The organism is Nocardia sp. CY41, assembly GCF_009829325.1.
Lineage (GTDB): Bacteria > Actinomycetota > Actinomycetes > Mycobacteriales > Mycobacteriaceae > Nocardia.
The window spans coordinates 1-26,540 of record NZ_VUOS01000017.1; the positions used below are offsets into that span (position 1 = coordinate 1).

Consider the following 26,540-nt stretch of genomic DNA (forward strand, 5'->3'; position numbering starts at 1 on the left):
TGCCTGGTGCCCGGACCGGCAGTAGCGGTTCGATCACTGTCCACAACTCGTCGTCCACGATCCACGGGGCCGCCACGACGAAACATACTGCACCGCAACGAGAATCACCGCCACTCAACAGAACCTGTTAGAGGCTCTAAAGCGTAGGTGGCGATGATATCGCGGTCAGCGATGCATCTCGTAGCAGCCTGCATCGGTTGCGCCGGGTAGCGGCTGTCCGCACGGAGCGTGCGTACAATCTCGTGAACTACAACTTCCGGAACGACGAGCTCAAGATCCCACTCTTTCCGTCGATCGAGCAGGGACTGCCAGGGGTCGAGCTCCAGGCTCGGCCGAGTACGCAGAGCGTTGGAATCGACGACAACGATTATGGACACAGCTCGCCATTCTCGTCGTCACCCCTGCACCGCCGCGAACTAATTGGTCGATGGCGGCGGCGCGGCGATCTGGGATCGGTGGTTGCAGAATGCAGGTTAAATGGGGTGTTGTAAAACGTTAGATTGTTGATCACCCTTTCGGGTATCGCGCCGTAAGACGAGGGGCACCTGTGGTGCTGTTATGTTGTGCGCCGCCATCGGCGGTGGAGTCTGTCTTGCGGTATCGGGTGCTGACACGTCCTCGATAAAACCGTAGTGTGGGTAAAGTCGCTCGGCCTCTGTGCCTTTGGTAGTACCTGTGTAGACATCGACATCGCCCAGGTGGGCGAGCCCTACACGCATGAGGCCGCTGCCGACTTTTTGGCCGTGCCATTTCGGATGCACATACCATGCGTTCAGTTGGCCCGCGCCGTCCGGGCGATGCGACACCCAGATGAAGCCTGCGATATCGTCGGTGGTCGTTCGGGCAACGAAGAATCCTGGTTCACCGCTTGATGCACGTCTCGTCCACTCCCTGAGTTTGCGTGGCCCCAGGTCGGACAACAAGAATCTGTCCACATCGGCGGAAGCGGCTCCGGGAAGGTGCTCCAGGGCACTTCGGCTTCCGAGCACGTGCGCGCGAGTGATGCCCGGCCCGTCCGTCTCCCGAGCCGGCCCGATCATGGCCACGGGATTCGGAATGTCTTGACTCGTGTTCAGGTACTCCGGCGTGAAGATGGCCGGAGTGGCGGCGCCGGTACCGGGGTCTGTGCCAGCGGGGCGAGCGGTCGGGTGCTCGAGGAGTGTCGAGATCGGTTTCGCCAGGTCGGTATCGTGGCTCTTCAATGTGTGGGCTGCTTGACCCACTTCTGCGGACGTGTCCCAAATGTTCTTGCGCATGATGGGGGTGACACCGCCGACCAGTGCCGTTCTCGTCCGCTCGAGCACATGTCTCAATGCCCGAAGCACATCTGCCACAAGTTCCTCCGCTAGCCGAACCAATGTATTCGCCCTGTTTACGGCCCGGATCCAGCAGTAGATCCTCACCCACCTATCAATCTGACTGAACCGCGCCGACTTTCCTGCCGGTGGTTTACGAGCCGGTAGTCACTCGGCCCATTGGTCTGTGTCAGAGTTCATCGATGCAAAGTAGGTCGACGCGGCCGTAGAGGGCGATGGTCTTTGACAGCACCTTTTCGTCGGCCGCTTCGATGAGTTTGTTGACAAGTTTGGTGGCGAGGGTGTATGCGGCACAGCGGGCGCGATCGGAGGGCCTGGCGACATGTTGCGCGCGCAGGACGATTCCAGGATCATCCGGTCCTGCGCAGCCCTCGGGCGTGTAGCGAAAGTGTACGTCGTTGGCCTCGGCGTACGCGATTTCGTCTCTCTCCAGCTCGGACAAGTCCCTCCCGACCAGCGGGATTCCGTCGCAGGCGACTGGGGACCGTGCACGGCGTCGGCAGCGACGCAGAACAGCCCCATGGCTTGGCTCACATAAGCCGTGACGGCAGTCTTAGGAGCAGCCGCTCCGCGACGGTAACCTTCAACCTTCCGAGTCGGCGAGAAGATCGTGTGGTCCCGTGGACAATCGCTGACCTTTGTCGGGCCGAGCACCCCGGCCGCCGCGGCACTTCGTTGACGGTCATGCCTAACCGGAGCGGCCCGACGGCAACAGCCCGGCGAATAGGACCACTCGTCCCGTTCGACGGCCACGAGATCGGCTTCGGTGTTGAACGCCATAGTCGCTCCCCTGGAGACACCTGAGAATTTGCCGCCGTCCATTATGTCAATCGCCGGCCAGCGCACTGCCGGGTGCGGCCACGTGAGCGGTATGGGCGACGTTGGGATGCTGCGATCAGAAGGGTGTCACGGACGCGGAGCGGCCGGTACCCGGTCGGCCCGAGTGCAGCGAGCTCGACGTCGATATCGACCTCGATGGCGCCGAAGAAGACCTTCGATCACCCCAAGAGGTCAAGCGGCGGCCTCGAAGGACGCGTCGCGAGCGGGGCCCGAACGCCTTGATCGGGTCGTAGTGCTGACCGGTTTGCACAGTAGTGGAGCTGCCCGAGGAAGCGGTTGAAGAGGTGCCGAAGCGCAGCGGCGTGCCGATCACCGCGGTCGCGTCGTCGGCGATAATGATCTTGGGGTGCGCCGGCTTTCGCTATCGCGGCGAACGCCCAAAGGAATCCCGGAGCGTTGAGTCGGTTGTTCTTCACCACGCGGCGGGTGATCGAGATGCTGCGCCCGGAGGCCCGCGTAATCGGCGTAGGCCTTCAGCGAGCGGGCGTCGGTGAACCGCTCGCGGTCGTCGCCGATCTTGCCGAGCACCCGGGCGCCGGAGAGGTCAGCAAGGCCCGGGAACTGGTGATCACCGCGTAGTCGGGGTGCTGCTGGAACGCCACGGTAGTGGCCTCGGTGAGCTGAACCACGGGCGCATTCAGCGTCGACGCTACCCAGCAGCGCGAAGGCCTCCTCGACCAAGGGCGGTTGGTGCAGCTGCTCAGCGCGTAAGGCCTGGTGCAGCTGAAGCGCCAGGGACTCGACGCGGCTCTGACGGCCGGCCCGGCGCAGCACCGCCATCAGCTGAGCCTTCGTCAGCCGCGCCGCAGCGGTGGGAGTTGGTGCGAGCGCCAGGACAGCGCGCGCTTCCGAGCTGGCCAGGTTGGTCGCGGTGCCCTTCTTGAACGCGGTCAGGAATCCGGGGTAGTACTCGCGCAGCACCGCCCGCAGCTCCTGGACAGCCCGCGTGCGCCGCCAAGTGGCGTCCTGAGTGGCCCGCGCCAGCACTGCTACGGCCCGGACGAGCTCGCTGTCGGCGGGCAGCGGCCGGTGGACGTGGGCGTCGGTGCGCAGGATGTTCGCCAGCGTCATGGCGTCGACGTGGTCGGACTTCTTGCGCGCAACGGAGTGGCGCTCGCGGTAGCGGGCCACCGCCATCGGGTTGATCGCGTAGACCCGGCGACCAGTCTGGCGGAGCGCCGTCACGAGCAGCCGCGAGGAGTTTCGATCGCGACCGGGATCGGGTCGGTCGCACTGTCGCCGGCGTCGGCGAGCATGGCCATCAGCTCAGCGAACCCCGCCGCGGAGTCACCGATACGACGCTTGGCGACGAGGCCGGCATCCACGTCGACCAAGGCGATGTCGTGGTGATCTTCGGCCCAGTCCAACCCGCAGAACACTTTCACCCTGTTCCTCCCCTCAATCTGACTGTTTATGCTGGTCAACGTGACCCTGACGAGAACGCGCGGCGCCCTAATGACGAGGCTCTCTGGCCTGACCTCCGATTGAGTCGTCCGCGATCCCAACGATCCGCACGGGCACCGGTCTTACGCAAGAGCTCTGAGCTCCCGTTGCGACTCGGGGTGTCGTCCGCGCGGACGGGCTCGAACCACGAGCAGCATTGTTGCTCCTGCTCCTGCTCCTGCTCGGCGGGGTTGCCCCGCGCGTTCCGGAGTCATTAGTTGGATGTTCTCGCTGTGCGCCGGACTGATGTGCGCCAGGACATCGTCATCGATCCGGCGTCCGGCCCGACGCACCTGGTCGACGGAGAGCCCCGTAAACTCTGTGGTCCAGGCGAGTACGGCATTGGTGGCGAGGGTCAGGAGGCACCAGGCTTGCTCGGTTTGGTCTTCGAGCTGGCGGCCGCGGATCATGCCCTCGTGCGCGTAGAGCAGGTCCCGCCGCAGAGCGTGCAGGGATTCGCCCTTGTTGAGTTGTCAGGAGATCTTGCGCCGATAGTCCGGATCGGACAGATAGCAGGCGTAGACCGTGCGCCGCAACGTCCCGTACTCCTTGAGTGCGGTGGCGAGGGTGTGCTCTGCCGCCCGGACGCGGACAGCTCGCCGACCAGCAGCGAGGCGGTGGCATGCCATGCCTGAACGGATATGCCGTAGCTGCAGGTCGCAGGGGGTGATTCGCTGGTTTCGGCTGCGGTGCTGGTGGGTTGGTGCTTGGCCGGCTGTAGACGAGGTTGGTCGGCGTGCTGGAGGTTGGGATTCGTCGGTCCGAGAGCGAGGGCGGTGTCGATACGATGCGGTCCGGATGGTTCACTGCGACTATAGTTTCCGGGGTGAGTGATGCCCGAGGTCCTGAACGCGATGGTGATCTGACCGATGAGCAGGCTGCTGTTCTGCTGCGCTCGTTCACCGAGACCATCACCGAGGCCGGAGAGATCACGTAGAGGCCCGAAGAGCAACAGAAGCCGATCAAGTTCAACCTGTCCGACCTGATGATCTACCGCAACGCCGTGGATATCACCGTCGTCGTCCGCGACCTGGTCGCCGAGGGCCGACTCATCACCGCCGATCAACTCGCCGCGCTCTCGCCTTATCCAGGAGCCCATATCAGCCGGTTCGGCGCCTACGCCACCGACGAGTTCACCCACCACCCGACCCGTTCGACCCGGCGCTGCCCGAGGTCGGCTTCACCACCGTCGATCTCGCTGCCTGACCGCTCGGCAAGCGACAGGAACTCGATGGGCGGGTCGGGCGGTGGTGCGATCGTCGCGAAAATGCTGCAGGCAGCCAGGCAGGTCGCCGACGCGATCGTCGGCAAAGCCGCACCACGAATCAGCAAAACTCACCAGCAATTCCCGCGCAATATACGTGAGGGCCTTGAGCGGATCACGCACAAAGACGAGCAGCTCGCATCCAAACTCGACAGGATCGGCCCGGCTGCGCGCACCGATCGCAATACCACCGCCGGACACCCAGGATCCGGTGCAGGTGCGTGGCGACCGGTCCACGGGCCGGACCCGACCGCTGAGGACGGATTTCTGGACTTGCCCATCGAGGAGCAGATACGCCGACTAGAGCAAGCGCACGGCATCCGCACCGACGCCCAGCGGGCACTCGAGCTCAGCCTGTACATGGAGGATATGTTCCGCGACATCGTCCTCGTCTCCCGGCAGGCGCGGCCGGAGACGGCCCGCTACGGGCCCGAGGGGTGGGCGAGCTGGCTCGATGCCCGCCTGTACGCCAGGCAGAACCTCCATCGAGAGATGTCGGTAGACCTCATGGCGGAAATACACCGCAGGCTGCAAATCCGGCACGACCCGGAGAGTGCCGGGCTGATGGAAGGGACCCGGAGGTGGGGGTGGGCGATCTTGGGCCGACCGGTGTCGCAGAGCGAGTTGGCCGTTATCGAGGACAACCCGCTACTGACCCATGTGCCGGGGCCGTTCCGTACCGAACCCCACGGAGTCGTGTGGTACCCCAAAGTCGACGGTCAGCCCGGCGCGCGAGAGGTGCGTTGGCTGGACGCACCGCCCACGGAAGAGGAGCTGGCCGCGATCAGGAACGATCCCTTGCGGGGATACGTGGAGCCGGGAGTACCGTTGCCGAACCAAGGTGTGATCCTCTACCCGAATTTCGGCAGCGTGGACAATACGCGCGCATTCCACGAGTCGCTGTGCGACTGGTACGACGTCGCGACGAGACAGCCGGATCACAATCCGTACGAGGTTGCTCCCGAGTTCCAGCGGCAGTTCATTTCCGGGCATGCCTGGCGAGGTGATGGTCACGGTCGGCATTCGAGGATCCTGATGAATTTCGCGTTGGAGCAGGCAGGCTGTCCTCCGAGCGCTGTCGCCAAGTTCGACGGTCTTTCGATGTCGTCGACGGAGTGGGCTGATGCGGTCAAGGCAGGAAGCGACCGCTACCGACAGTGGCAGGACAAACTCGAACGATCGGGCGGGGACATCGATCCGATGGACCTGTTCGATCTGGGACCGACAATGCAGCGGTATCAGCAGATGGGTGGCCAGTCTTTCATGCCGGAAGACTGGCACGACAAGGCCGGGTACGAGCGCCTGCACACCCAACTGCGCTCGGGACAGTAACTGCGGGCTCAGCGTCGAGCGCCACCTGACGACAAACCTAACCCAGACCAGCGCTCAAAAGCAGCTACGGCAAATCCGCCCGATTTTCGGCCGGTCGGGAGCCTGCATCGGAAACCCGACCTCACTGCTGGTCAAGCTATTGTCGTTGTTTCCGCGCGATTACTACCCCTATTCGGCAGGGTGGCTCGACGGCTATTCGTCGGGCGGGGTCACGAAGAGCAAGTCGGCGTGGCCTGTACCCGGCGCGTATGTTCCGAATCCGATTCCCTGTTCGCGGCCGCCACCGGCGCACCGAGCAGACCGGTGCCGGCCGGAGCGGTCGACGGGGAACTGGGTGCGTCCGCCGCCGAATTATCCGGCTTCTGATCGGTGGATTTCGCGTTCGGGTCGGTGGCGGATTGACTCGTCGCGGGATCGGCGCCCGGTTGGGTAGGCGCCGGTGTGTCGGTTTTGGTCGGGTCGCCGGTAGACGGTGCGGCCGCGGGCGTACCATCGGCCGCACGGTCGGCGCTGGTGATCACCGTATCGGCAGCATTCGCGAACTTCTCTGCGGCCGTACCGGCAGAGTCGATCAGGCCCTTGCCCGCCTCGCCGCCCGCTTTGATGATGTCGGCGAGATTGTCGTCCAGCTTGCCGACGGACTCGATCAATGTGGGCACATTTCCGGTGATCGTGCCTACTGCGGTGATCAAACTAGTCACATCCGAGGGCTTCCACGAATTCGGGTCGCTGGCCGCGCCGGTGGAAGCGGGGGTCTGCGCGGGTTGGTCGGTTTTCGTCTCGTCCTTGCCCGCACCGGTGTCGTCGGTCTTGGCGTCGTCTTGTTTCTTTCCGGACTGATCGGCTCCCTCTTGCTTCGCGGACTGATCGGCTCCCTCTTGCTTCGCGGACTGATCGGCTCCGTCCTGCTTCGTAGCCTGATCCGCTCCGTCCTGGCCGGCCGGCTGCTGGCCCGCGATCGGGCTCGCCTGCGGCGTGCCCGCGGGCGTGGTGGAAGGGTCGGTCGGAACCTGTTCGGTCTCTCCGGTGTCGGACTGCCTGCTGTACACCGCGAGCATCGGATCCGTCTGCGGTGTGCCGTCGAGCGGGTCGCCCTCTCCGAGTTGCTCACTGCGGGTACGTACGTTCGCGCCGGCCTGCTCGATCTTGGTCGCGACGTCCGATTGGGTGCCGAGCAATTCGTTCAGCGCGGTCGTGATGGCGGTTTGGTGGGTGTACTGGGTGTCGCCGTCGTCATCCGAGACGTCCGGGCCGGGAATGACCTGCCAGTCCTCGGAGACGGTGAATCCGGCCGCGACGGCTTCGTCGACCTTGTCCAGCAGAGCCTGACGGAATCCGGCCAGACTGGTGCCGCTGTCGATCAAGGTCTGCGCGAGATCGTCGGTATCCAGCGCTACTTTGTTCGCCGCGTCGCGATCGCCTGCGATCCGGTCGTAGGCGGCGTAATAGGCATCGCCGCTCCAATGCGCGCCCGCCGCCCGGATCTGCGTGACCGTTTCATCGATCAGGGCGACGAATTCGCTGTTGCGCGAACGTATTTCGGTTCCGGCTTCGCCCAATTTCCACGGCTGCCATTCCGACCGCACCTGACTGAGGGTGGGCGTCGTGCTCGTCGTCCTCACAGATGTGCGCCCATCGCGTCGAGGCCGTCGCGGAACTCCAGGTCGGATACCTCGTAGTTCGCGGCGCCGCCTTTCGCGATGTTCGAAACGCGCTTGCAGCGCATGGCCATCCGCTGCCATGCGTCCTCGACATTCGAACCCGCCGCCGAGCAGACCTCGCTCAGCGTCGAACCCGGTAGCACACCGCCGAGCGCATCGGTGGTGGCTCGTACGGTCAAAACCCCGATCGCACCGCCGATTTTGTCCATCGACGCGGCCAACGCGCGTAGCTCCGCTGGATCGACGTTCATAACGCCCCCCTTCATACCGGATCCCCTCCGGCGTAACGCTATACCAGAGCAATCCCGCCCCGTGCGGCCAAATCTATCATTCGCCGCCCGCGAAAGGTCAAGACCGGCAAGCCTTTCGGTTACCCTTCCGCATCCGGGTCCGGCGGGAGAACACCGGTGACCAGGAAGATGACCCGGCGGCCGATCTCGACCGCATGGTCGGCGAAGCGTTCGTAGTAGCGACCGAGCAGCGTGACATCGACGGCCGCGGCGACGCCGTATTTCCAGTCCCGGTCCATGAGTAGTGTGAAGAGGTGGCGGTGCAGATCATCCATCGCCTCGTCGTCCTCGTTCAACTGCGCCGCGCGCTCCGGGTCGCGGGTTTCCAGCACCTCTCGCGCACCGGCCCCCATGTTCACCGCGATGCGACCCATCTCGGCGAAGTAGCCGTTGACGGACTCGGGTAGCGCGTGGTTCGGATGACGCCTGCGCGCGACCTTGGCCACGTGCAGCGCGAGCGCGCCCATCCGGTTCACATCGGCGACGATCTGGATCGTGCTCACCACTTGCCGCAGATCACCGGCGACCGGCGCCTGCAGCGCGAGCAGCGCGAAGGCCTTCTCCTCGGCGTCCTGGATCAGTTCCGCGATCCGGTCGGACTCGCTGATGACCTGTTCCGCCAGCGCGAGGTCCGCCTGGAGCAGGGCCTGAGTCGCCCGCTCCATGGCCGAGCCGGCCACGCCAGCCATCTCACCCAGCAGGTGGGCGAGTTCGGCCATTTGCTCGTTGTAGATGACACGCATGGAAACTGACACTAGTTCGCCCCGCTGACCAAGTCACGAACAGGGAGTGAATGACCGGTGTGCATCATTAGCGCGCCGGTTGCCGTCGACGATTCAACGACGGCGAGCCCATGCCGACGCTGAGGGCGAAACAGGAGGATCGCGCCGATTGTGTGATCTGCGTCGCAATGCTGCCGCGGCGTTCCCGGCGGGCTACTTGCAGATGTCCTCGGCGGCGTTGACGTGTTCCAAGTCCGAGGGCAGCACGGCGGGCGTGGAATCCGTCGACGTGCTCGTCGCGACGTTGGCGATCTCGTCACCGACCGGTGTCGGCGCCTTCACGGTGACGCCGGACTTCGAGTCGCCTCCGATGACGACCTCGACGATGCCGCCGAGATCGTCGGCGGGCTCGATGGTCGCGCCGGGGATCGAGGTCGCCACGGTGGCGGCCTCGGCCTCCAGGCCGGGGGCGTAGCGGACCTTGGTCGTGGTGGAGGTGCCGTTGGCGTAGTTTGCGGTGTTGTAGATCGTGAAGCCCTGGTTGCCGAGTTTGGTGGCCGCAGTGCGCGCCAGCCCTTCGACTCCGGAACCGTTGGACACCAGCAACGAGACGGTGGAGGGATCCACCGCCTTGTACTTGGTCGGTGTCGGCGCGGACTGCGGTGGAGCGGGTGAGTTCGCCTGCACGGTCGGCTTCTCGCCCGGCAGCGGCTGGTCGTCGCGGATCGCCTTGAAGATCGCCTTGATGTCGGATTCGCGAGGGATCTCGTTGCCGTAAGGGGTGGTCCCCGCGGTCGGGACGGTGAGGAAGGTGACCGCGCCGGCATCGATCTTCTGCAGTGATCGTCCCAGCATCAGTAGGTCGCTCGGTTCGACCTTCTGGACCCAGGTGTGCTGGCTGAACGCGCTGATGAAGCCATTGAGCTTGCCCGGATTGAACAGCACCTTGCTCGACAGCGTGCCGCGCAGCAACGAAGCGAGGAAGCGTTGCTGCCGGTTGATGCGGTCGTAGTCGCTGCGCTCTTCGCCGTAGACATGCCTGGCGCGCACGTAGTTCAGCGCGGTCGCGCCGTCGATGCGCTGCTTGCCCGGGTGCTCGAGGATGGTGCCGAGCACGTCGTCGACGAGCGGCTTGGACGCGCAGACCTCGACGCCATCGATCTGGTTGACCATCGACTCGAAACCGGCGAAGTCGATGCCGATGAAGTGATTGATCGACGCGCCGGTGAGGCGCTGAATCGTGGAGACGAGGCACATCGGGCCGCCGAGATTGTAGACGGCGTTGAGCTTGTCGCCCATGGCAGAGGGGAACTTCTCGTCTGAGTATGCGTTTTTCTCGTTGTCCCACCCATTGCACTGGGGCCTGGTCACGTCCAAGTCGCGCGGGAAAGATACGACGACGACCCGATTCCGGGCCTTCGGGATGTGGACCAGCATGGTGGTGTCGGCGCGAGCACCCTCGGCGTCGTCCAAAGTGCCCGCGCCGAGCCGGCCATTGGCCCCTGCGCGGGTGTCGGTGCCGACCAGCAGGTAGTTCTCGTCGCCGAGCTGGGCGTTGGAATCGACGATGTCCTCTGAGTTCTCGTCCAGGGCCGAGACCTGGGTGAAACCGTCCGTCGTCGACTGCAAGTAGCTCCAGCCGCCGCCGGTGACCAGCAGCGCGAGCGCGGCGCTCACGGACAGTCCGGCTCGGCCCGCGGCTCGTAGCCGCTTGTTGCGGCGCTCCTTGGAGGCCTGCAGACGGGTCTGGGCGGTGCCGACGGGCTTCGGCTTGGCGTCCTTGCCCTCCTTGGTGGGCCATCCCACGCCCTTGCGCTTGGCGCGCGTGGGCTCCTCGAGCGGAGGAAGTACGTCGGTGACCTCTTCGGCCTGCTCCGGTTCCGAAGCGGCGGCGGGCGCCGGGCGCTCGACGGGGCGGCGGCTCGTGGGGCGGGCGGCCGGCGTGGCGCCTGTGATGTTCTGGACCACAGGGGAACTGGCCGTCTGGCGTGGCGGGGAGTCCGGCGCGCGCCGGGGACCGGCTGCGGCGCCGCGGCCGTTGGCGGCGGCCGGGTCGGCGGGCCTGCGAGGAGCTTCCTGCCGTGCGTCGGCACGGTTGATTCGTGCCGATGGGGGGCCCGCCTGCGGCGGTAGTGGCTCAGGGCGTCGGCCTCGGTTCGCCGGGGGGACGGGAACCGGTGGCGCCGGCTCGGCGCGGCGTCCCCGGCCGTTGGCGGCCGGGTCCGGCGGACCAGGTTCCGTACGGCGACCGCGACTCGGCGCGGCGGCCGGATCCGCTGGGGTCGGCTCCGCGCGGCGGCCGGTGCGTTCGTTGTCGACCCGCTGGACGAGATCCTGCACCGTCAGGGGCGCGGAACTCTGGTCGGGAGCGGCGTCGGTATGGCGGGAGCGACGAGACGTGCGTGCGGCGTCTCGGTCGGGGGAGTCCGCCGCGGGATACCGCTCCCACGGGGCGCGACCTCCGGGCCGTGGCGAACGCCCGTGCCGATCGTCACCCACCAACGAACCTCGCTTTTCGTCCTGCTTTTCCGCTCAGGTCACACTCGACCGGCGGCACCGATTCCGCAATGATAACGATTCCGCCACGGGGAGCCACTCCAGTGCGGAATCGAAGAGGTCACAGTGGTGTTGCGCTCTGGATTCGCTGTGCGGTTGCCCGATCAGCCTCCGCTGTGCATCACATCGGCCGCGCGTGGCACCGCGGGATCATCCGGATCGTCGAGCCAGCCGTGTGGCAGCGCGACCTTGCCCGGCGAACCCTGCCTGCCGCGCGGCCCCTCCGCGTCCTTCGGGAACGGAACGGCCGGGTCGAGTTGGCCGACGAGATCTTCCAGCTGCGCGAGGCTGCCCACCGTGGCGAACGCGCGACGCAGATCGGAACCCACCGGGAAGCCCATCAGGTACCAGGCCATGTGCTTGCGCAGATCGCGCATCGCCTTCTCCTCGCCGACATGCTCGGACAGCAGCGCGCCGTGCCGGAACAGCACCGCGCCCACCCGGCCCAGATCGGGCGGCTCGGGCAGCGGCTCACCGCGCAGCGCGGCCTGCAGTTCGGCGAACAGCCACGGCCTGCCGAGGCAGCCGCGGCCGACGACGACGCCGTCGCACCCGGTCTCGTCCATCATGCGGACGGCGTCGGCGGCGGAGAAGATGTCGCCGTTGCCGAGCACCGGGATCGAGGTGACCGCCTCCTTGAGGCGGGCGATCGCGGTCCAGTCGGCTTCGCCGGAGTAGCGTTGCGCGGCCGTGCGCGCGTGCAACGCGACCGCTCGCGCGCCTTCGGCTTCCGCGATGCGTCCCGCGTCCAGATAGGTGTGGTGGTCGTCGTCGATGCCGATACGAAACTTCAGGGTGACCGGGACGCCCGCCGGTTCCGCCGCGCTCACCATGGCGCGCACGATGTGCCGGAACAGTGTCCGCTTGTACGGCAGGGCGGCGCCGCCGCCGAGGCGGGTGACCTTGGGGACGGGGCAGCCGAGGTTGAGGTCGATGTGGTCGGCCCAGCCCTCGCCGACGATGATGCGCACGGCTTCGCCGAGTGTGGCCGGGTCCACGCCGTAGAGCTGCATCGAGCGGGGATGCTCGTCGGCGTCGAAGGACATCATGTGCAGCGTCTTCTCGTTACGCTCGACCACCGCCCGCGCGGTGATCATCTCGCACACGTAGATAGAGGTCGGGCTCCCGAATTCCCGGCACAACTTGCGGAAGGCCAGATTCGTGATGCCCGCCATCGGCGCGAGTACGACCGGCGGATCGACCGGATACGGCCCGATCCGCAGTGCCGCCGTCGCCTCGGTAGTCATCGTCACGCCGACCAGTGTCTCATTTCCGCACGTAGGTCGGCCGGATCGGGTCGTCCGCCCAGTACGCATGTCGCGATGCGGGCGCTGCACCGGTCCGTTCCCATGTCGCCGCCGTCCGGTCCCGGACGGCGGCGTGCTGTCGCTGCGGTCAGCCTACGGAGCTGCCCGCCATCTGGCGGTCGCGCTTCGCGGCTTCGCGGGCGAGCATGCGGTCGCGCTGCTCCTCGAACTTGATGACGTCCTTGCTCAGCTTGTCCAGGAACAGCCCGAGGCGCTCGCGGACCGCCTCGCCGCGGGCGGTGAAGTCCGTGCGTTCGAAGATGTTCCACTTCTTCAGCACCGGCTGGACGACTTCCTCGAGGTGCTGGCGCAGGTCGTAGATGCCGTGCTTGGCCATCAGCACGCCGTTGCGGCGGAAGTTGGGCATGCCGGCACCGGGCATCTGGAAGTTCTCCAGGATCAGGGTGATCGCCTCGATGGCCTGATCGGGGGCCAGGTCGAGGGCGGCGCCGCACATGTTGCGGTAGAAGATCATGTGCAGGTTCTCGTCGGCGGCGACGCGCTGCAGCATGCGGTCGGCGATCGGATCGTCACAAACCTTGCCGGTGTTGCGGTGGCTGACTCGGGTGGCGAGTTCCTGGAAGGTGACATACGCGACGGAATGCAGGAATCCCGCGTCGGCTTCGGCAGGGGAAGCGAAACCGTTGGTCATGTGGACCATGCGGGCTTCCTCGAGGGCGACCGGATCGACGCCGCGGGTGACGACCAGGTAGTCCCGCATCACGATGCCGTGGCGATTCTCCTCGGCGGTCCAGCGGCCCACCCAGGTGCCCCATGCGCCGTCCTGCGAGAAGTTCTCGGCGATCTCGCGGTGATAGGAGGGCAGGTTGTCCTCGGTGAGCAGGTTGGTGATCATGGCCGCCTTCGCGACCTCATTGAGCCGGGACTGCTCCGGATCCCAATCCACGCCGCCGAGTGCCGCGAAATTGCGGCCGTCGTCCCACGGGACGTAGTCGTGCGGATGCCATTCCTTTGCCAGGGAGAGGTGCCGGTTGACGTTTTCTTCGGCAACCGGCTCCAACTCCGTCAGAAGCTCGAGTTGAGTCAGATCCCTTGCCATGTATGAACCCTTCAGTGTGTGCTTCCGGTCGTGCAGGTCATCCCAAGGTAGACCGATACCGATGCGGCCATACCTTACGGCACCGTAGGTGTGATGCGAAACGCATCTGTTAGACGATCGATGCCCTGGTGATCCACCTCATACGACGCCTTCGCCGTTCGGTGATCTACACGAGTGTATGGGTTATTCCCGCAGCAATGGGACTATCGACGCGGCCTACGGAGCGTTAGCTGCACGTGACGGATCGCACCGCCGCGCTCACCGGGCAAGGTATAGGACGAAACGCGCTGGTGCCCGCGTGTGTCGCCCCTCGCGGCGCACCTAGCTGCGATGTTCCTGTGAATCGGCTCCGGCAATTGCGCGAGCCGAGGGGTGTCGGGACGGCGGTCCTTCGGAGTCTGCTCGCGGAAGATAAGGAAACGCTGGGTATGAGCCGAGGCACCTCGCTCATCGGGTGACGCGTCCTGGCGGGGAATCACTCGCGCGCCGACGGAGGGTCCTGGCCGTCGGGCCCTCTACCCGGGTCAGCCGCACACCCACCGCCCGGGCTGCCGCGGGGGCCTGCTCCTCGATCATTCGCAGCGGTTCCTCCGCCGCGGCCCGCACCTCGAGATCGTCGCCGGCACCGGCCTTCCTAGTGCTGCGGCCAGAAGCCGCTTCCGCAGGATCATTCGAATCGACTACGGAAGCGGACGCCCTCGGCCGTACGCCGCTACCGAGTGCGCCGCCATTTGTGCCGTTTATCACAGTCCGACCGGTCTCGCTTCTCGCATCGACCACGCATCCGCGGGCGGCGAGATGCCCTCATTGCGACTGGGTCATTCCCGCAATGCAGAGTTTGCGCCGCTCTCCATCCGCGGCCCGCAACCATCTGTCTGCGCTCGGCGCGATCGCATGAAAAGGAATCTGGAAGACCGTCGATTCAGGCGTACGGGCTTCGATCCTGATGCCAGGGCATTGCCTACGGCGCCCGAGGGATTGCACCCGACGGGAAGGGTGTGACTCCGGCATGGCCCTGCAAGTCGGCATAACAAGTGCCCGATCCGCGGAGAACTCCGAGAAACGGGCCGGGCGCCCGGGTGACCCGGGCGCCCGGCGCCTGTGCCCCCAGTAGGGCTCGAACCTACGACCTGCGGATTAAAAGTCCGTAGCTCTACCAACTGAGCTATAGGGGCGCGGAGGAACAGTGTAGTGGGATCGGGGGCGGATGCCCCAATCGGGGGAGTTCGTGTCGGCGGGCGGGGTGGATGGGTGGGGGCGGCGTGGCGGGCCCGGTTGTGGCGGGCGGCGATGCCGAGGTGGGTAACGCGGCGTGCGCGACGGGCGATGCAGGCGGTAAACACTTGCCACCCAGCTTTGTTCATCTTAGCTGGATCTGGATATCATTCAATCATGTTGGCTGGCAATGTCTTTGGATTTGCAGGGGGTGAACGGCTCTGGCCGGGGGAGGCGCGCGGGACGGGTTGGCGGGCGAATCCCGGGCGGCGACCGGTCGTCCGGGCTGCTGGTTCGCTCGCGTGAACAATCCTGGGCCGCTGCCGAATTCGCGCACCCTCCGGACCGACCGGTGCGGTTGCCGAATATTTGCCGTAACAGAAATCGGAATCGGACGGCTATCCGACTCGCCGGTTTGCCGCGTGTCGGAACCGGATTCCGGGTACGGTGACGCCTTGGTGAATTCCGAAAGAATCGCCGACCCGTTCGGCGCCTTGGAATTCGGATTGTCGTTGCTGTGTCCGAGAGCGCCGCGGTCGATCCGGTCGGCCACGGCTCGACGGAACTCGATGCCGCAGGAGGAGGCACGTTCGAGACGAAGAAATGCCCGGATGCGCACCCCCTGCGGCGCACCCGGGCAGGCAAACTATACCAGCTGGTGTGGTTCAGGTTTTTCGCGAGTTTTCGTACCGAAGGTTTGAAATCGGTCGAAAACCGGGTTCCACGTATTGATAAAACTCATGAATTCGCGCCGAGGGTCCGTTCCTTCGGGGGTGGCTGATTGGCGGCGAGTAGGCTTCGGAGGCGTTTCGAGCATGGCACGGCAGCAAGAGCGGGCGCGCCGGACACGGGCGGCGATTATCAGGTCCGCCGCCGTTGAGTTCGGGAAGAGCGGCTATGCCGCTGCATCGCTCAACCGCATATTGGAAGGGTCGCGCGCCACCAAGGGCGCGATGTACTTCCATTTCGATTCGAAGGAAGATCTGGCACGCGCGGTGCTGGAGACCGCGGTGGAACGCTACCGCGCGTCCGCCGAGCGCTGGCTGGCTCGAACGGATCTCAGCCCGCTGGACGTCCTGCACGGGGTGGTCGACGAGATCGCGCTGCGGTTGGAGCACGACATCATCGTGCAGGCCGAGTACCGCCTGATCATCGAACCCGACTTCTACCGTGACGTGCAGGCTGGCGGCGGCCGCATCCTGGGCCGCACCACCAGGGTGCTCACCGTCCGCGCCATCGACCACGGGCAGCTGCGCGCGGATGCCGATCCCGACCGGTTCACCCGCACGCTCGCCGCCGCGTTGGCCGGCCAGCGGTACATGGTGGCCCTGCTCGGCGGGCAGGTGGACCTGCGGGCGCGATTCGAGGAGGCGCTCGAGGTCGTGATCGAGGCGATGGCCACCATGGAATGGCTGGAGAAGTTCCGCAGCGACGGCTGGCGGGCTCAGGCTCGCTTGGAGGAGCTCGGTTTGAGCCTCTGACCAGCCGGTTTGGGATTCGAGTCCGGTCTGTCATAAGCTATCCCAGCTCCCAACGGACAGCCGTTGAAAGCCGGTCCGGAGAAATCCGGGACGAGCCCCCTTCGTCTAGCGGCCTAGGACGCCGCCCTTTCAAGGCGGTAGCGCGGGTTCGAATCCCGTAGGGGGTACGATCTGTGGATCGTTGGTAGCAGAGCATGGCCCTGTGGCGCAGTTGGTTAGCGCGCCGCCCTGTCACGGCGGAGGTCGCGGGTTCGAGTCCCGTCAGGGTCGCAAGGAAGCGCCGGAGATATCCGGCGTTTCGCGTATGGCATTCACTTCGGGTGCCTGCGGCCAGGTAGCTCAGTTGGTACGAGCGTCCGCCTGAAAAGCGGAAGGTCGCCGGTTCGATCCCGGCCCTGGCCACCCCACTCGTAGGCGAGCCCTGTTCACGGAGAGCGTGAGCCGGGCTCGTTTCGTCATTTCTTGTGGGGGTGCAATCCCCACGCCCCGCCCGGAGGGCTTCGCCCCCGGACCCCCCCTTGGTGCTGGTTGCGTTCGGGGGATCATCCAGATCATTTCGCGGTGCGGTCATGATCCGTGTCGTTCGGGTTCTTCGCGCTTCTGGGTCCGTGTCGCCTCCTCGGTGAGTAAGGCGGGGTATTCTCTGGAGTCGACCGAGCGCTCCGTGTGGTGAATCACACGGTGGCGCATCCGAGTTCGGGCTCGGGTGGTGGTCGACAGGGGGCGGGTAGGCTGGCGCGGCCATGTCGACCCTTCTTCTCGCACTCGCGGGGTTCGCCTTTCTGGACTCGCTCGATCTGCTGCTCATCGGCGTCACCACGGCCGTCGTATACGACAGCAGGCTGAGCCGCCGGTCGCCGTTGGTGAGTGGTCTGAGCCTGCTGGCGGGCGTCTTCGCGGTCACCACCGCGTTCGGGATCTGCACCGTGCTGGGAATCGGATTCCTGACCGATCTGATCGACTTCGAGATCACACCGGCGGTGCGGTACTGGGGCGAGCTTTCGGCGGGCGTGGTGTTGCTCGCTCTCGCGGGCATTCGGATGACCGGAACGACGGCCCCGGAGCGGGCGACCGCATTGCGCCGCCGACCGTGGGTATTGGCGGGCATCGGCGTGGCGATCGGCATCGCCCAGGCGCCGACGGCGGTGCCGTATCTCGCCGGACTCGCGATGATCTCCGCCCGGAATCCACTGCCGACGTTGTGGCCACTGATCATCGTCGCGTATTGCGCGCTCGCATTGCTCCCCCCGTTGGTGATACTCGGCCTGGCGATGCGGCGAACGACCGGGGCACGGCGGATGTATCGAAAAGTTGTTCGTCTTATCACTACTTATGGACCGATCTCGGTTCGTGTGCTTTTCGCGATCTTCGGTGTGGCTCTCCTGTGTGACGCGCTCGTCCATTACCGCAGCCTCTGGTGGTGAATTGCGGCGCCGTAAGTCCGGCAATGGTGGGCGAACGGGAAACGCGGTTTGCGGGGCGGTGTTCGGTGGGATGCTGGAGGTATGGCTGAGCGCTGGTATTACTGCTTGAAGCACAATCGAGCCGAGCAAGGGCGGCAGTGCTGGTTCCGCGACCGGATGGGCCCGTACCCGGACCAGGCGACGGCGGAGCGGGCCCTCGAGATCGCGCACGCGCGCAACGCGCGGGAAGACGCCCGCGACCGGGCCTGGCGGGACGGGGACTGAGTCTGCCCGAACTCGGCCAGGGCGATCCTTCCCCGGGCCGGTGAAGTTGATCTTGAGTCGCAGGTCGGAGGCTCGGGCGGGGTCACACCGGGTGCGGCCGCTCAGCCCGCGATCAGGTGTATCGAGTACGGTTCTCCAGAACTCGACGAATGCTCGGAGGTCCTGGCGTGGGCTGCGAGCGGAAACCAGGATCAGCAGGGAGGGCGACCCTTGAGGGTTACCGTTGTTGTGCCGACCTACAACGAGCGGGAGAATCTGCCGGTTGCGGTGGAGCGGCTGACCGCGCTGCCGGTGCCCGACCTGCACGTACTCGTGGTGGACGACAGCTCGCCGGACGGCACCGGCGAAGTGGCCGACAAGCTCGCCGCCGAACTGCCGAACGTGGTCGGTGTGCTGCACCGGACCGAGAAGGACGGGTTGGGCCGCGCCTACGTGGCGGGTATCACGCGCGCTCTGGACGAGGGCGCGGACGTGGTGATCCAGATGGACGCCGACCTTTCGCATCCCGCCGAAGTCATCCCGGCCATGCTGGAGAAGCTCACCACCACCGACGCGGGCGTGGTGCTCGGTTCCCGCTACGTACCCGGCGGCTCGACGGCCGCCGAGTGGAAGTGGTACCGCAAGGCGTTGTCGGCCTGGGCCAACTTCTATGTCAACCTGATCCTGCGCCTGGGCGTCAAGGACGCCACCGCGGGCTTCAAGGCATGGAAGGGCGACACCCTGCGCGCCATCGATGTGGCCTCGATCCGCAGCAACGGCTACTCCTTCCAGGTCGAGATGAACTACCGCACCATCAAGAAGGGGATCGCGATCGCCGAGGTGCCGATCCGATTCGAGGAGCGGACGCTCGGAGCCTCCAAGATGAGCCTCAAAGTGCAGCTCGAATCGGCGCTCATGCCGTGGAAGCTGCTGTTCGGCCGCGCGGTCTGAGCGCAACCCCGAGCCGCGCTCGCCGCAGGAACGGGGCGCCCAGCGGGTGACGAGCGGGTGGTGCCCGCGCCCGCATGAGCGCTTCGGCCAGGCGAGTGGGAGGTACGCAGCGTCGCAGCCGCCGACGTCACGGCGACTCACACCGGGTGCACGTTGTTCGCCGAGGGCAGCGGCGTGGTCGGCGTCATGCCGGTCGACGGCGACCACGGTGGGGAGACAACGACGCGTGTGTTAGCCGTCGCCAGGCCGGTTCGACCACTGTCGCAGGTCGGCCCCGCCGAATCGGCGTTGCTGCCCGTGCGTGATCAACCGGTCAGTGCGGCCAATCCAGGAGCGTATCGATGAACAGCTGGCGCACCCGGGCCACGTTTTCGTCCAGATCAGCCGGCTCCCATGCGCTGACGTCGATCGGGTCGAGGATCGCCACGTCGACCGTTCCGGGCCGGGCGACCATCGCGTTGCGCCAGCAGATCTCGCCCGCGTTCCGGATGACGACCGGGATGACCGGTACCCCGGCTTGTATCGCGATGTGGAACGCGCCCTTCTTGAAGGGTCCGACCTCGGGGGTGTAGGAGCGGGTGCCCTCCGGAGCCACCGCGACGGACAAACCGCCGCGTAGGGTCTCGACCACCGGCCGCAACGCCGCCTTCGCCTGCGCGGTGTTCGCGCGATCGATGAACGTCACCCCGACGAAGCGCATGAGCGGGCCGAAGACCGGATTCTTGGTCAGCTCCTTCTTGCCGATCGCGGTCACGCCGCCGCCGAGCACCTCGGGCACGATGATGATGTCGAACTGGCTCTGGTGGTTGAACAGGAAAACCGCAGGCCGCGGCGATTTCGCGTTCTCCGCGCCGGTGACGCGCACGTGCACGCCCGCGATGCGCAGCGTATTGCGCGCGGCGTGCGCCATCAACGCGTCGGCCATCTGCTGCCGGTCCTTCGTCGGCGCCTTCGACGCGACGCCGAACAGCGCGCCCCCGAGCAATCCGGCGAAGCCCGCGGCGGTGCGTGCGTAATCGCCTGCGCGCGGCGAACGGCGCGGCCGGAACGTCAGCCGGGCCCACTGCCGCCGGTCGGCGATGCCGGCCAGCTCGTCGTCGGGGTTCACCGCCACCGGATGCCCGACCAGCGACAGCATGGGTGCGTCGGCGATCGCGCCCGCGTAGGCGTAGCTGTGTCCGAGATCCACCCCGTACGCGTCGGCGAACTCCGTGATCGCCTCGGCTTTGCCGTTTCGCCACAGCGTTCTACCGTCGGGATATCCCGTGAGCACACCGTCCGTGGTGGCCATGGGCGTGTACAGCAGGTGTTCGATGCCGAGCTGCGCCGCGGCGGGCGCGACGTGGAATCTGGTCAGCGAGGTGGCCAGCACGACGGTGTGCCCGGCCGCTCGGTGGGTCCGGATCAGCTCCCACGCTTCGGGATAGAGGTATCCGTACCCGGTGCGCTTGAACTGACGCCTGCCCAGCTCGTCCAGTTCCTCTTCGGATCGACCGCCCAGCGTCTCGGACAGTTCGCGGAGGAACCGGCTGTATTCGCCGTCGGTCATGTGGTTGTGCAGTCCGCCGAGCAGCACGTCGGCGGGCTTGCGGCGTGGCCGCCGCCGCGAGCCGGGGCCGTCGACGACCGCGCCGCCGAAGTCGAAGACCGCCGCGACCGCGGGGCCTTGCGGCCCGGAGCGGATGGCGGCGAGCGCGGCGTCGAGGTCAGCGCGCTCGGTCATCGATCCTCCTGCGTATCGCGATGTTGTCGAAGCGATCGTTCACCGCGCCGCCCGATTGGACGGGTCCAGTGCGGCGGCCTGCGCGATACGGGCGCCGATCACGCGCAGGCGTTCGGCGAACTCCCTTCGTCGCCGGATCAAATCCTTCCCGGCCGACTCCGGATCGTCCTCGGGCACCGTCTCCAGCAGGCCGTAGTTGTCGGCGAGCTTGAGGGCGCTGGTGAACAACTCGGTGGAAACCGACTCGGGACTGTGCAGCCGTTGCTGGAGCATCATCTGCTTGCCGACCGCCACGCATTCGGTGATGAACCCTTTGCGATCGAGCTCGTCGCTCGGGTCGCGGTCGGCCAGCCGTTCGGCCACCACCAGCTGCGCGTCGACGAACGAGCGCAGCACGCGGTGGGCCATGGTGAAGCCGGAGGCGGTGAGCTTCGCCAGGATGTCCGAGCCGTCGGTGTCCCGGCGGGAATGGCTGTACCAGTCCGGATCCACCAGCAGCATCTCCGCGACCATCTGGTCGGCGAACTCGCCGCGATCCGGGAAGAAGAACTCGAACTTCAGCAGATCGCGCAGCCGGAACGCCTCGTCCCAACCGGTCCGCAGGGCGTCGGCGTCGTCGCTGTCGACCGCGGCCAGAATGGACAGCTCGAGAATCGCGCGATTGACGAACCAGTGCACGGCACTGTTGCGGTAGAAGGCGGCCTCCAGGTGCGCACCCGACTCGATCGAGTACACCGGCTCGATCCCGCCGCGATACACCGTGACCACCTTGGTCAGCGAAAGCTGTTCCAGCACCACGGCCAAGCCCTGCTCGTCGCGCAGGGCCTCGAGTTCGCCGCGCGGCAGTTCGCGCTTGTCGATGTAACCGAGCACGGGGTTGAGCACCGTGCGCACCTCGCCGAGGGTGAGGGCGCGCCCGTCCACACCCAGCAGCGCCAGGGTGACCAACGCGTTGACCGTCACCGGGGTGACCGCGTTGATGCCGACCGCGACTTCGAATGCCAACCGCTGCACGGCCCTTCGCTCCAGTTCGGCGATCTCCGGCGGTTCGTTGTCGACGACCCCGGCTTCGGTGCGCGGCGGCGGGATCGGCTCCGTGTGGTGCAACGGGATGGTCAGCGGCGGGGCCGTGAGCGGATCGCCGTGTGCGGAGAGCCGGTCGCGGGCCGACAACGGCTCGCCGAAACGGACGTACACGTGCCCGGCGGAATGCTGCTGACTACGGATGTAGCGCGCCAGCCAGGTCAAGCCCTCCGGTTTCTTCTTGCCGCCCTCCTGCTCGGTGGCGATGGCGCCGAGTTCGTTGAGCCGCTCGTAGGTGATCGAGACGGGCACCAGCATGACGTCATCGATGCGGTTGGAACGGACGGCCGCGGCAAGGTAGTTCAGCAAGCCGTAGCGCGGCGGCCGCAGCTTGCCGGTGCGGGTGCGGCCGCCCTCGAAGTACCACTCCAGGTTGAAGCGTTTGGCCAGCAGGTAGGCGAAGTACTCCTCGACGACGGCCTTGTAGACCTCGTCGTCGCCGAAACTGCGCCGGATGAACACCGTTCCGGTGCGCCGGGCGACCGGGCCCATCGGCCAGAAGCTGAGGTTCGCGCCGCCGATCACGTGGTTCGGCGGGAAGTCGTTGCGGGCAAGCACGTCTCCGAGCACGAACGCATCGACGTAGGAGCGGTGTGAGGGCAGGAACACCAGCGGGAAGCGGCGGTTGAGATCGCGCAACCCGGCCAGGCCGGAATCGTCGGAGTCCACATTCCAGGTCGAGGCGTGCACCGGGCGCATGGCTTGGGTGAACAGGTCGGAGATCAGCCTGCTCTGCGCGGCCACGAGTTCGTTGAGCGCTTTCTCCGCGCGGCGGTACACCTCGTGCGGGCTCGCCCCGATCTGGTCGGCGATGAGTTCCAGCCTGCGCAGGAAGTCGGGGGAGTCGAGGATCTCCTCCGCGACCAGTTTGGGCACCTTGTACCGGTCGCCGATGATGGTGCGCTCGGCGCGTTCGAGCGCCACCACCGCCGCGCGCACGACGGCGCGGGCGAACGGCTCGGCGGTGCCCTTGTCGAACAGGGCCGAAGCTTCCGGGTTGTTCGCGCGCAATTCGCTGAGGCAGGCAGGCGCACCGGTCAGCACGACGTACCGGTCCGGTGACTTGCCCAGCAGTCTGCGCTGGACCAGCCGATTGGGCTTGCGCGGGTTGGTCAGCAGGGCGAGATCGGCGAAGGTGACGCGGCGCACGCCGTCGCGTTCGGGCGGCAGCCACAGCACGCGGATCGGCACCACCAGCGGATCGTCGCGTCTGCCGACCAGCCGGGCGGCGACGGCGCCCGCGTCCAGGTCCAGCTGTGTGACCGGCGCGTCGGTGCCGAACTCCGCGCTGATCCCGCCGTCGGCGAGCCACTGGCCGACGAGTTCGCGTTCCACCCCCGAGGCGGCGTCGATCAGGGCCACCACCGATCGCGGTGCGGTCCCGGGCCGGGCTGTCGTGAGTGAATCGCCGCGGTGATCGATCATTCCACTATTCAATCCCGGAGTGTCTATTCCGCGCAGGCAGTCGGCGCGGTGAGTTCGTTGCGGACGCGAATGACGTGTCTCGCGAAGCGGCGTGGCGAAAGTGCTCGCCGCTGTCGCCGCGAGCACACCCGCACGGCGATGCAGGTAATGCTAACCTTACCTCCATTAGTTAGGCCAGGGTAACCTTTGGAGGATCGTTGTCGACCACGGAACGCCTGCGGGTTGAGTATGTGACCGATCCGGCGGCAGCGATGTCCCGGCTGGCGGGGGCGGATCGGTTCGGCGAGTACGTGATGTACGAGCGTCCGGGGGAGTGGGTGTTCGCCGCCGATCCGATCGGCAGTGTCGAACTGGATGTCCGCGAACTGCGCATCGCCTGGGAGGGGCAGACCACCACCAGTCCGTGGGAAGGCAATCCCGCGGGAGTGATCGACCGCGCGCTCGCCGCGCTGCCCCTCGACGGGCGGAATGCCTACGGCTGGATCGGATTCGAGTTCTGCGCCTGGGCGCTCGACGCCACCGAGCACCTGGACCCGCGCACCACGCTGGCGCATCTGATGGTTCCTCGGATCGAAGTGCGGGTCGGCGAATTCGGCGTGCGGATATCGGGCGCGACGCCGACGGAGACCGGAGACATCCACGACCTGATCGCGCAGTCGCAGAACACCGAACTGCCGCAAGCGCATCCGACCGACATCCGCATCGACCCCACCGGCTATCGCGACCGGGTGGCCGAGGCGGTCGGCGAGATCCGGGCCGGGCGATACCAGAAGGTCATCCTGTCCAGGAAGGTCGATCTGCCGTTCGCCGTGGACGTCCCGGCCACCTATCGGCTCGGACGCGCGCACAACACTCCGGCACGGTCGTTCCTGCTGCGGCTCGGCGGTCTGGAGGCGGCGGGCTTCAGCCCCGAACTGGTCGCGTCCGTGGACGACGACCGGGTGGTGACCACCGAGCCGCTGGCAGGCACCCGCGCTTTCGGCCGCGGCGCCGCGGCCGACTCGGCCGCCAGGGCCGAGCTGATCACCGACCCGAAAGAGATCGTCGAACACGCCATCTCGGTGCAGACTTCCTTCGCGGAGATCGCGGTCGTCGCCGATCCCGGCACGCCCGCGGTATCGGATTTCATGGCCGTGCGCGAGCGGGGCAGCGTGCAGCATCTGGCCTCCACGGTGCGTGGGCGGCTGGCCGCGGACCGGTCCAGCTGGGACGCGCTGGAGGTGCTGTTCCCGTCGGTGACCGCCTCGGGGATTCCGAAGCGCGAGGGCGTCGACTCGGTGTTCCGCCTCGATCACGACCCGCGCGGGTTGTATTCCGGTGCGGTGGTCACGGTTTCGCCGACCGGCGCGCTGGAGGCGACCCTGGTGTTGCGCGCGGTGTACCAGAACGCCGAGGGAGCCTGGCTACGCGCGGGTGCGGGCATCGTGGGCCAGTCCCGGCCGGAGCGCGAGTTCGAGGAGACCTGCGAGAAGCTGGGCAGCATCGCGCCCTACGTCGTCAAGGCGTAACGGAAGGCATACGGGCAGCGCACAATCGGTGCGCTGCCCGTCGGTCTCCAGTCGACCTACAGGTCGGCGCGCAACGCCTTCTTGTCGATCTTGCCGACCGCGGTGACCGGCAGTTCGTCGCTGCGGCGCAGCACATCCGGCAGTTTGTAGGTGGCCAGCCCCCGCGCGGCGAGGAAGGTCTTGATCTCCGCCAGCGTAGGCATCTCGCCGTCGACGACCAGCACGGCGCACACCTTCTCGCCCAGGGCCGCGTCGGGCAGCCCGACGGCGGCGGCATGCCGGACGGCGGGATGGGCGAGCAGGTGTTCCTCGAGTTCGTCGCAGGAGACGTTCTCGCCGCCGCGGTTGATCACATCCTTGATCCGGCCGGAGACCACCAGATGCCCGCTGGGCAGGCGGCGGACGAGATCACCGCTGCGATAGAAGCCGTCCGGGGTGAACGCGCGCGCGTTGTGCTCGGGCGCTCGGTAGTAGCCGCGAATCGTGTACGGACCCCGGGTCAGCAGCTCGCCCTCCGCGCCGGGGGCCACTTCGTTGCCGTCGCCGTCCACCACGCGGATCTCGTCGGCGGGGGAGAGCGGACGGCCCTGGCTGGTGTGCAGCAATTCGGCCGGATCGTCGAGCCGGGTGTAGTTGAGCAGACCCTCGGCCATGCCGAACACCTGCTGCAATGTCGCGCCCAGCGCCGGGGTCACTTCCTTCGCGTTGACCTCCGCGAGTCGCGCGCCGCCCACTTGGAGCAGGCGCAGCGAACTCAGGTCGGCCTCTTCCCATTCGGTGGCCGCGCACCAGAGCTGGGCCAGCGGGGGCACGACGGCCGTAACCGTGACACGGTGCCGCTCGATCGCGGCGAACGCGTTCTCCGGGCTCGGGTCGCTGACGAAGGCCACCGCACCGCCGACCGCGACGGTGCCGAGGATCCCGGGGCAGGCCAGCGGGAAGTTGTGCGCTGCGGGCAGCGTCGCCAGATACACGTCGCGCTCGGTCAATTCGCACACCTCCGCACTGGCGGTGGCGTTGTAGGCGTAGTCGTCGTGCGTGCGCGCGATCAGCTTCGGCAGGCCGGTGGTGCCGCCGGAGACCAGCATCAGGGCGATGTCGCCCGGATCGATCGCGGGCAGCTCGCCGCCGTCGCGCGGGATCGAGGCGAGGTCGGTGAACGGGCCGGGATCGCCGAGGACGAGGACATGGCGAAGCGACGGCACCGCGTCCCGCACGGTCGAGGCCAGTTCCCGGTAGTCGAACTCGCCCGTCCGGTCGGCGACGATGTAGCCGACCGCGTCGGAAAGCCGTGTCAAATGCTCGATTTCGGCCCGTCGATGCGCGGGCAGGCCCAGCACGGGGATGATCCCGGCGCGCAGCAGGCCGAACAGCACGGTCAGGAACTCGGGCACGTTCGGCAGCTGGACCACCACGCGGTCACCGGGCGCGATGCCGAGCGCGAGCAGTCCGTGGGCCATCCGGTCGGCGGCGGCGTCGATATCGGCGTAGCTGCGCGTGCTCGCCGCGTCGACCAGCGCGGGGCGCTCGGGGTGGCGTTGTGCGGTCGAGCGCAGGAGGTCTCCCAGCGGGCGTCCGGCCCAGTAGCCTGCCGCTCGATACTCCGCGGCCTTGTCGGCGGGGAAAGGTACGTAGCCGTCGCGATGCGCGGACTCGGTCGGAGTGGAAGTCACGGTCAGCCTCACAGGTTCGAGCA

The 26,540-nt window shown here is 66.8% G+C and carries 18 protein-coding genes, 4 tRNA genes and 3 pseudogenes; 10 read left to right on the top strand and 15 right to left on the bottom strand.

Annotation, left to right across the window (positions count from 1 at the left end):
* Positions 1 to 473 precede the first annotated feature (473 nt).
* The 5 genes and pseudogenes from GVY64_RS18935 to GVY64_RS39140 form a co-directional block, all read right to left on the bottom strand.
* On the bottom strand, positions 474 to 1,334 hold the full coding sequence (locus tag GVY64_RS18935) for a GNAT family N-acetyltransferase (RefSeq protein WP_159843238.1): 861 nt from the start codon (positions 1,332 to 1,334) through the stop codon (positions 474 to 476).
* A gap of 154 nt (positions 1,335 to 1,488) precedes the next feature.
* Positions 1,489 to 1,602, bottom strand: a pseudogene (locus GVY64_RS18940) (IS21-like element helper ATPase IstB); the annotation flags it as partial.
* Positions 1,603 to 2,361: 759 nt separating this feature from the next.
* A pseudogene (locus GVY64_RS18945) lies at positions 2,362 to 3,541 on the bottom strand (IS110 family transposase); the annotation flags it as partial.
* A gap of 279 nt (positions 3,542 to 3,820) precedes the next feature.
* A pseudogene (locus GVY64_RS39135) lies at positions 3,821 to 4,239 on the bottom strand (Tn3 family transposase); the annotation flags it as partial.
* A gap of 476 nt (positions 4,240 to 4,715) precedes the next feature.
* Positions 4,716 to 4,910, bottom strand: a complete 195-nt coding sequence (locus GVY64_RS39140; RefSeq protein ID WP_159843240.1) for a hypothetical protein — start codon at positions 4,908 to 4,910, stop codon at positions 4,716 to 4,718.
* A 226-nt stretch (positions 4,911 to 5,136) separates the two neighbouring features.
* Between GVY64_RS39140 and GVY64_RS18960 the strand changes: the two genes are divergently transcribed.
* Positions 5,137 to 6,195: a hypothetical protein gene (locus tag GVY64_RS18960; RefSeq protein ID WP_159843242.1), complete on the top strand. Its 1,059-nt coding sequence runs from the start codon at positions 5,137 to 5,139 to the stop codon at positions 6,193 to 6,195.
* A gap of 209 nt (positions 6,196 to 6,404) precedes the next feature.
* Here the strand turns inward: GVY64_RS18960 and GVY64_RS18965 are convergent, their stop codons facing one another.
* The 7 genes from GVY64_RS18965 to GVY64_RS18995 form a co-directional block, all read right to left on the bottom strand.
* On the bottom strand, positions 6,405 to 7,781 hold the full coding sequence (locus GVY64_RS18965) for a hypothetical protein (RefSeq protein WP_159843244.1): 1,377 nt from the start codon (positions 7,779 to 7,781) through the stop codon (positions 6,405 to 6,407).
* Positions 7,782 to 7,813: 32 nt separating this feature from the next.
* Complete coding sequence (locus GVY64_RS18970; RefSeq protein ID WP_159843246.1) at positions 7,814 to 8,107, bottom strand: hypothetical protein; 294 nt, start codon at positions 8,105 to 8,107, stop codon at positions 7,814 to 7,816.
* Between the two features lie 119 nt (positions 8,108 to 8,226).
* Complete coding sequence (gene phoU / locus GVY64_RS18975; RefSeq protein ID WP_159843248.1) at positions 8,227 to 8,889, bottom strand: phosphate signaling complex protein PhoU; 663 nt, start codon at positions 8,887 to 8,889, stop codon at positions 8,227 to 8,229.
* A 192-nt stretch (positions 8,890 to 9,081) separates the two neighbouring features.
* The gene (locus GVY64_RS18980; RefSeq protein ID WP_236566983.1) at positions 9,082 to 10,836 is read right to left on the bottom strand and encodes an LCP family protein; all 1,755 of its coding nucleotides are present in this window, start codon (positions 10,834 to 10,836) and stop codon (positions 9,082 to 9,084) included.
* A 692-nt stretch (positions 10,837 to 11,528) separates the two neighbouring features.
* A complete protein-coding gene (gene dusB / locus GVY64_RS18985; protein WP_159843531.1) occupies positions 11,529 to 12,671 on the bottom strand; it encodes a tRNA dihydrouridine synthase DusB in 1,143 nt (380 codons plus the stop codon).
* Positions 12,672 to 12,819: 148 nt separating this feature from the next.
* The gene (locus tag GVY64_RS18990) at positions 12,820 to 13,791 is read right to left on the bottom strand and encodes an acyl-ACP desaturase (RefSeq protein ID WP_063023251.1); all 972 of its coding nucleotides are present in this window, start codon (positions 13,789 to 13,791) and stop codon (positions 12,820 to 12,822) included.
* Between the two features lie 1,102 nt (positions 13,792 to 14,893).
* Positions 14,894 to 14,966, bottom strand: a tRNA-Lys gene (locus tag GVY64_RS18995).
* A gap of 557 nt (positions 14,967 to 15,523) precedes the next feature.
* Between GVY64_RS18995 and GVY64_RS19000 the strand changes: the two genes are divergently transcribed.
* The 8 genes from GVY64_RS19000 to GVY64_RS19035 all read left to right on the top strand — a co-directional run bounded on the left by GVY64_RS19000 (position 15,524) and on the right by GVY64_RS19035 (position 19,105).
* Positions 15,524 to 15,787 carry a hypothetical protein gene (locus GVY64_RS19000; RefSeq protein ID WP_159843252.1) on the top strand — a complete coding sequence of 88 codons (264 nt, stop codon included), beginning with the start codon at positions 15,524 to 15,526 and terminating at the stop codon, positions 15,785 to 15,787.
* 34 nt (positions 15,788 to 15,821) lie between these two features.
* A complete protein-coding gene (locus GVY64_RS19005; RefSeq protein WP_159843254.1) occupies positions 15,822 to 16,487 on the top strand; it encodes a TetR/AcrR family transcriptional regulator in 666 nt (221 codons plus the stop codon).
* Between the two features lie 94 nt (positions 16,488 to 16,581).
* Positions 16,582 to 16,654 (top strand) — tRNA-Glu (locus GVY64_RS19010).
* 29 nt (positions 16,655 to 16,683) lie between these two features.
* A tRNA-Asp gene (locus GVY64_RS19015) sits at positions 16,684 to 16,757 on the top strand.
* Between the two features lie 58 nt (positions 16,758 to 16,815).
* Positions 16,816 to 16,889, top strand: a tRNA-Phe gene (locus GVY64_RS19020).
* Between the two features lie 341 nt (positions 16,890 to 17,230).
* Complete coding sequence (locus tag GVY64_RS19025) at positions 17,231 to 17,911, top strand: GAP family protein (protein WP_159843256.1); 681 nt, start codon at positions 17,231 to 17,233, stop codon at positions 17,909 to 17,911.
* Between the two features lie 81 nt (positions 17,912 to 17,992).
* Complete coding sequence (locus tag GVY64_RS19030; RefSeq protein ID WP_063023232.1) at positions 17,993 to 18,175, top strand: hypothetical protein; 183 nt, start codon at positions 17,993 to 17,995, stop codon at positions 18,173 to 18,175.
* 210 nt (positions 18,176 to 18,385) lie between these two features.
* A complete protein-coding gene (locus tag GVY64_RS19035) occupies positions 18,386 to 19,105 on the top strand; it encodes a polyprenol monophosphomannose synthase (protein ID WP_228829718.1) in 720 nt (239 codons plus the stop codon).
* 313 nt (positions 19,106 to 19,418) lie between these two features.
* Here GVY64_RS19035 and GVY64_RS19040 read toward each other — a convergent pair whose 3' ends face one another.
* Positions 19,419 to 20,828 carry a 1-acylglycerol-3-phosphate O-acyltransferase gene (locus GVY64_RS19040; RefSeq protein ID WP_159843258.1) on the bottom strand — a complete coding sequence of 470 codons (1,410 nt, stop codon included), beginning with the start codon at positions 20,826 to 20,828 and terminating at the stop codon, positions 19,419 to 19,421.
* Between the two features lie 39 nt (positions 20,829 to 20,867).
* The gene (locus GVY64_RS19045) at positions 20,868 to 23,336 is read right to left on the bottom strand and encodes a glycerol-3-phosphate 1-O-acyltransferase (protein WP_159843260.1); all 2,469 of its coding nucleotides are present in this window, start codon (positions 23,334 to 23,336) and stop codon (positions 20,868 to 20,870) included.
* A 197-nt stretch (positions 23,337 to 23,533) separates the two neighbouring features.
* Here GVY64_RS19045 and nbtS point away from each other — a divergent pair, with 197 nt between their 5' ends.
* Positions 23,534 to 24,844: a nocobactin biosynthesis salicylate synthase NbtS gene (nbtS, locus tag GVY64_RS19050; RefSeq protein ID WP_159843262.1), complete on the top strand. Its 1,311-nt coding sequence runs from the start codon at positions 23,534 to 23,536 to the stop codon at positions 24,842 to 24,844.
* A gap of 56 nt (positions 24,845 to 24,900) precedes the next feature.
* Here the strand turns inward: nbtS and GVY64_RS19055 are convergent, their stop codons facing one another.
* A complete protein-coding gene (locus GVY64_RS19055; protein ID WP_159843264.1) occupies positions 24,901 to 26,517 on the bottom strand; it encodes a (2,3-dihydroxybenzoyl)adenylate synthase in 1,617 nt (538 codons plus the stop codon).
* Positions 26,518 to 26,540 lie beyond the last annotated feature (23 nt).

What these genes read in the sequence shown, in the direction of transcription:
- GVY64_RS18970 (WP_159843246.1), bottom strand. Translation starts at nt 8,107, where the DNA reads ATGAACGTCGATCCAGCGGAGCTACGCGCGTTGGCCGCGTCGATGGAC.
- phoU (WP_159843248.1), bottom strand. Translation starts at nt 8,889, where the DNA reads ATGCGTGTCATCTACAACGAGCAAATGGCCGAACTCGCCCACCTGCTG.
- dusB (WP_159843531.1), bottom strand. Translation starts at nt 12,671, where the DNA reads ATGACTACCGAGGCGACGGCGGCACTGCGGATCGGGCCGTATCCGGTC.
- GVY64_RS18990 (WP_063023251.1), bottom strand. Translation starts at nt 13,791, where the DNA reads ATGGCAAGGGATCTGACTCAACTCGAGCTTCTGACGGAGTTGGAGCCG.
- GVY64_RS19005 (WP_159843254.1), top strand. Translation starts at nt 15,822, where the DNA reads ATGGCACGGCAGCAAGAGCGGGCGCGCCGGACACGGGCGGCGATTATC.
- GVY64_RS19025 (WP_159843256.1), top strand. Translation starts at nt 17,231, where the DNA reads ATGTCGACCCTTCTTCTCGCACTCGCGGGGTTCGCCTTTCTGGACTCG.
- GVY64_RS19030 (WP_063023232.1), top strand. Translation starts at nt 17,993, where the DNA reads ATGGCTGAGCGCTGGTATTACTGCTTGAAGCACAATCGAGCCGAGCAA.
- GVY64_RS19040 (WP_159843258.1), bottom strand. Translation starts at nt 20,828, where the DNA reads ATGACCGAGCGCGCTGACCTCGACGCCGCGCTCGCCGCCATCCGCTCC.
- GVY64_RS19045 (WP_159843260.1), bottom strand. Translation starts at nt 23,336, where the DNA reads ATGATCGATCACCGCGGCGATTCACTCACGACAGCCCGGCCCGGGACC.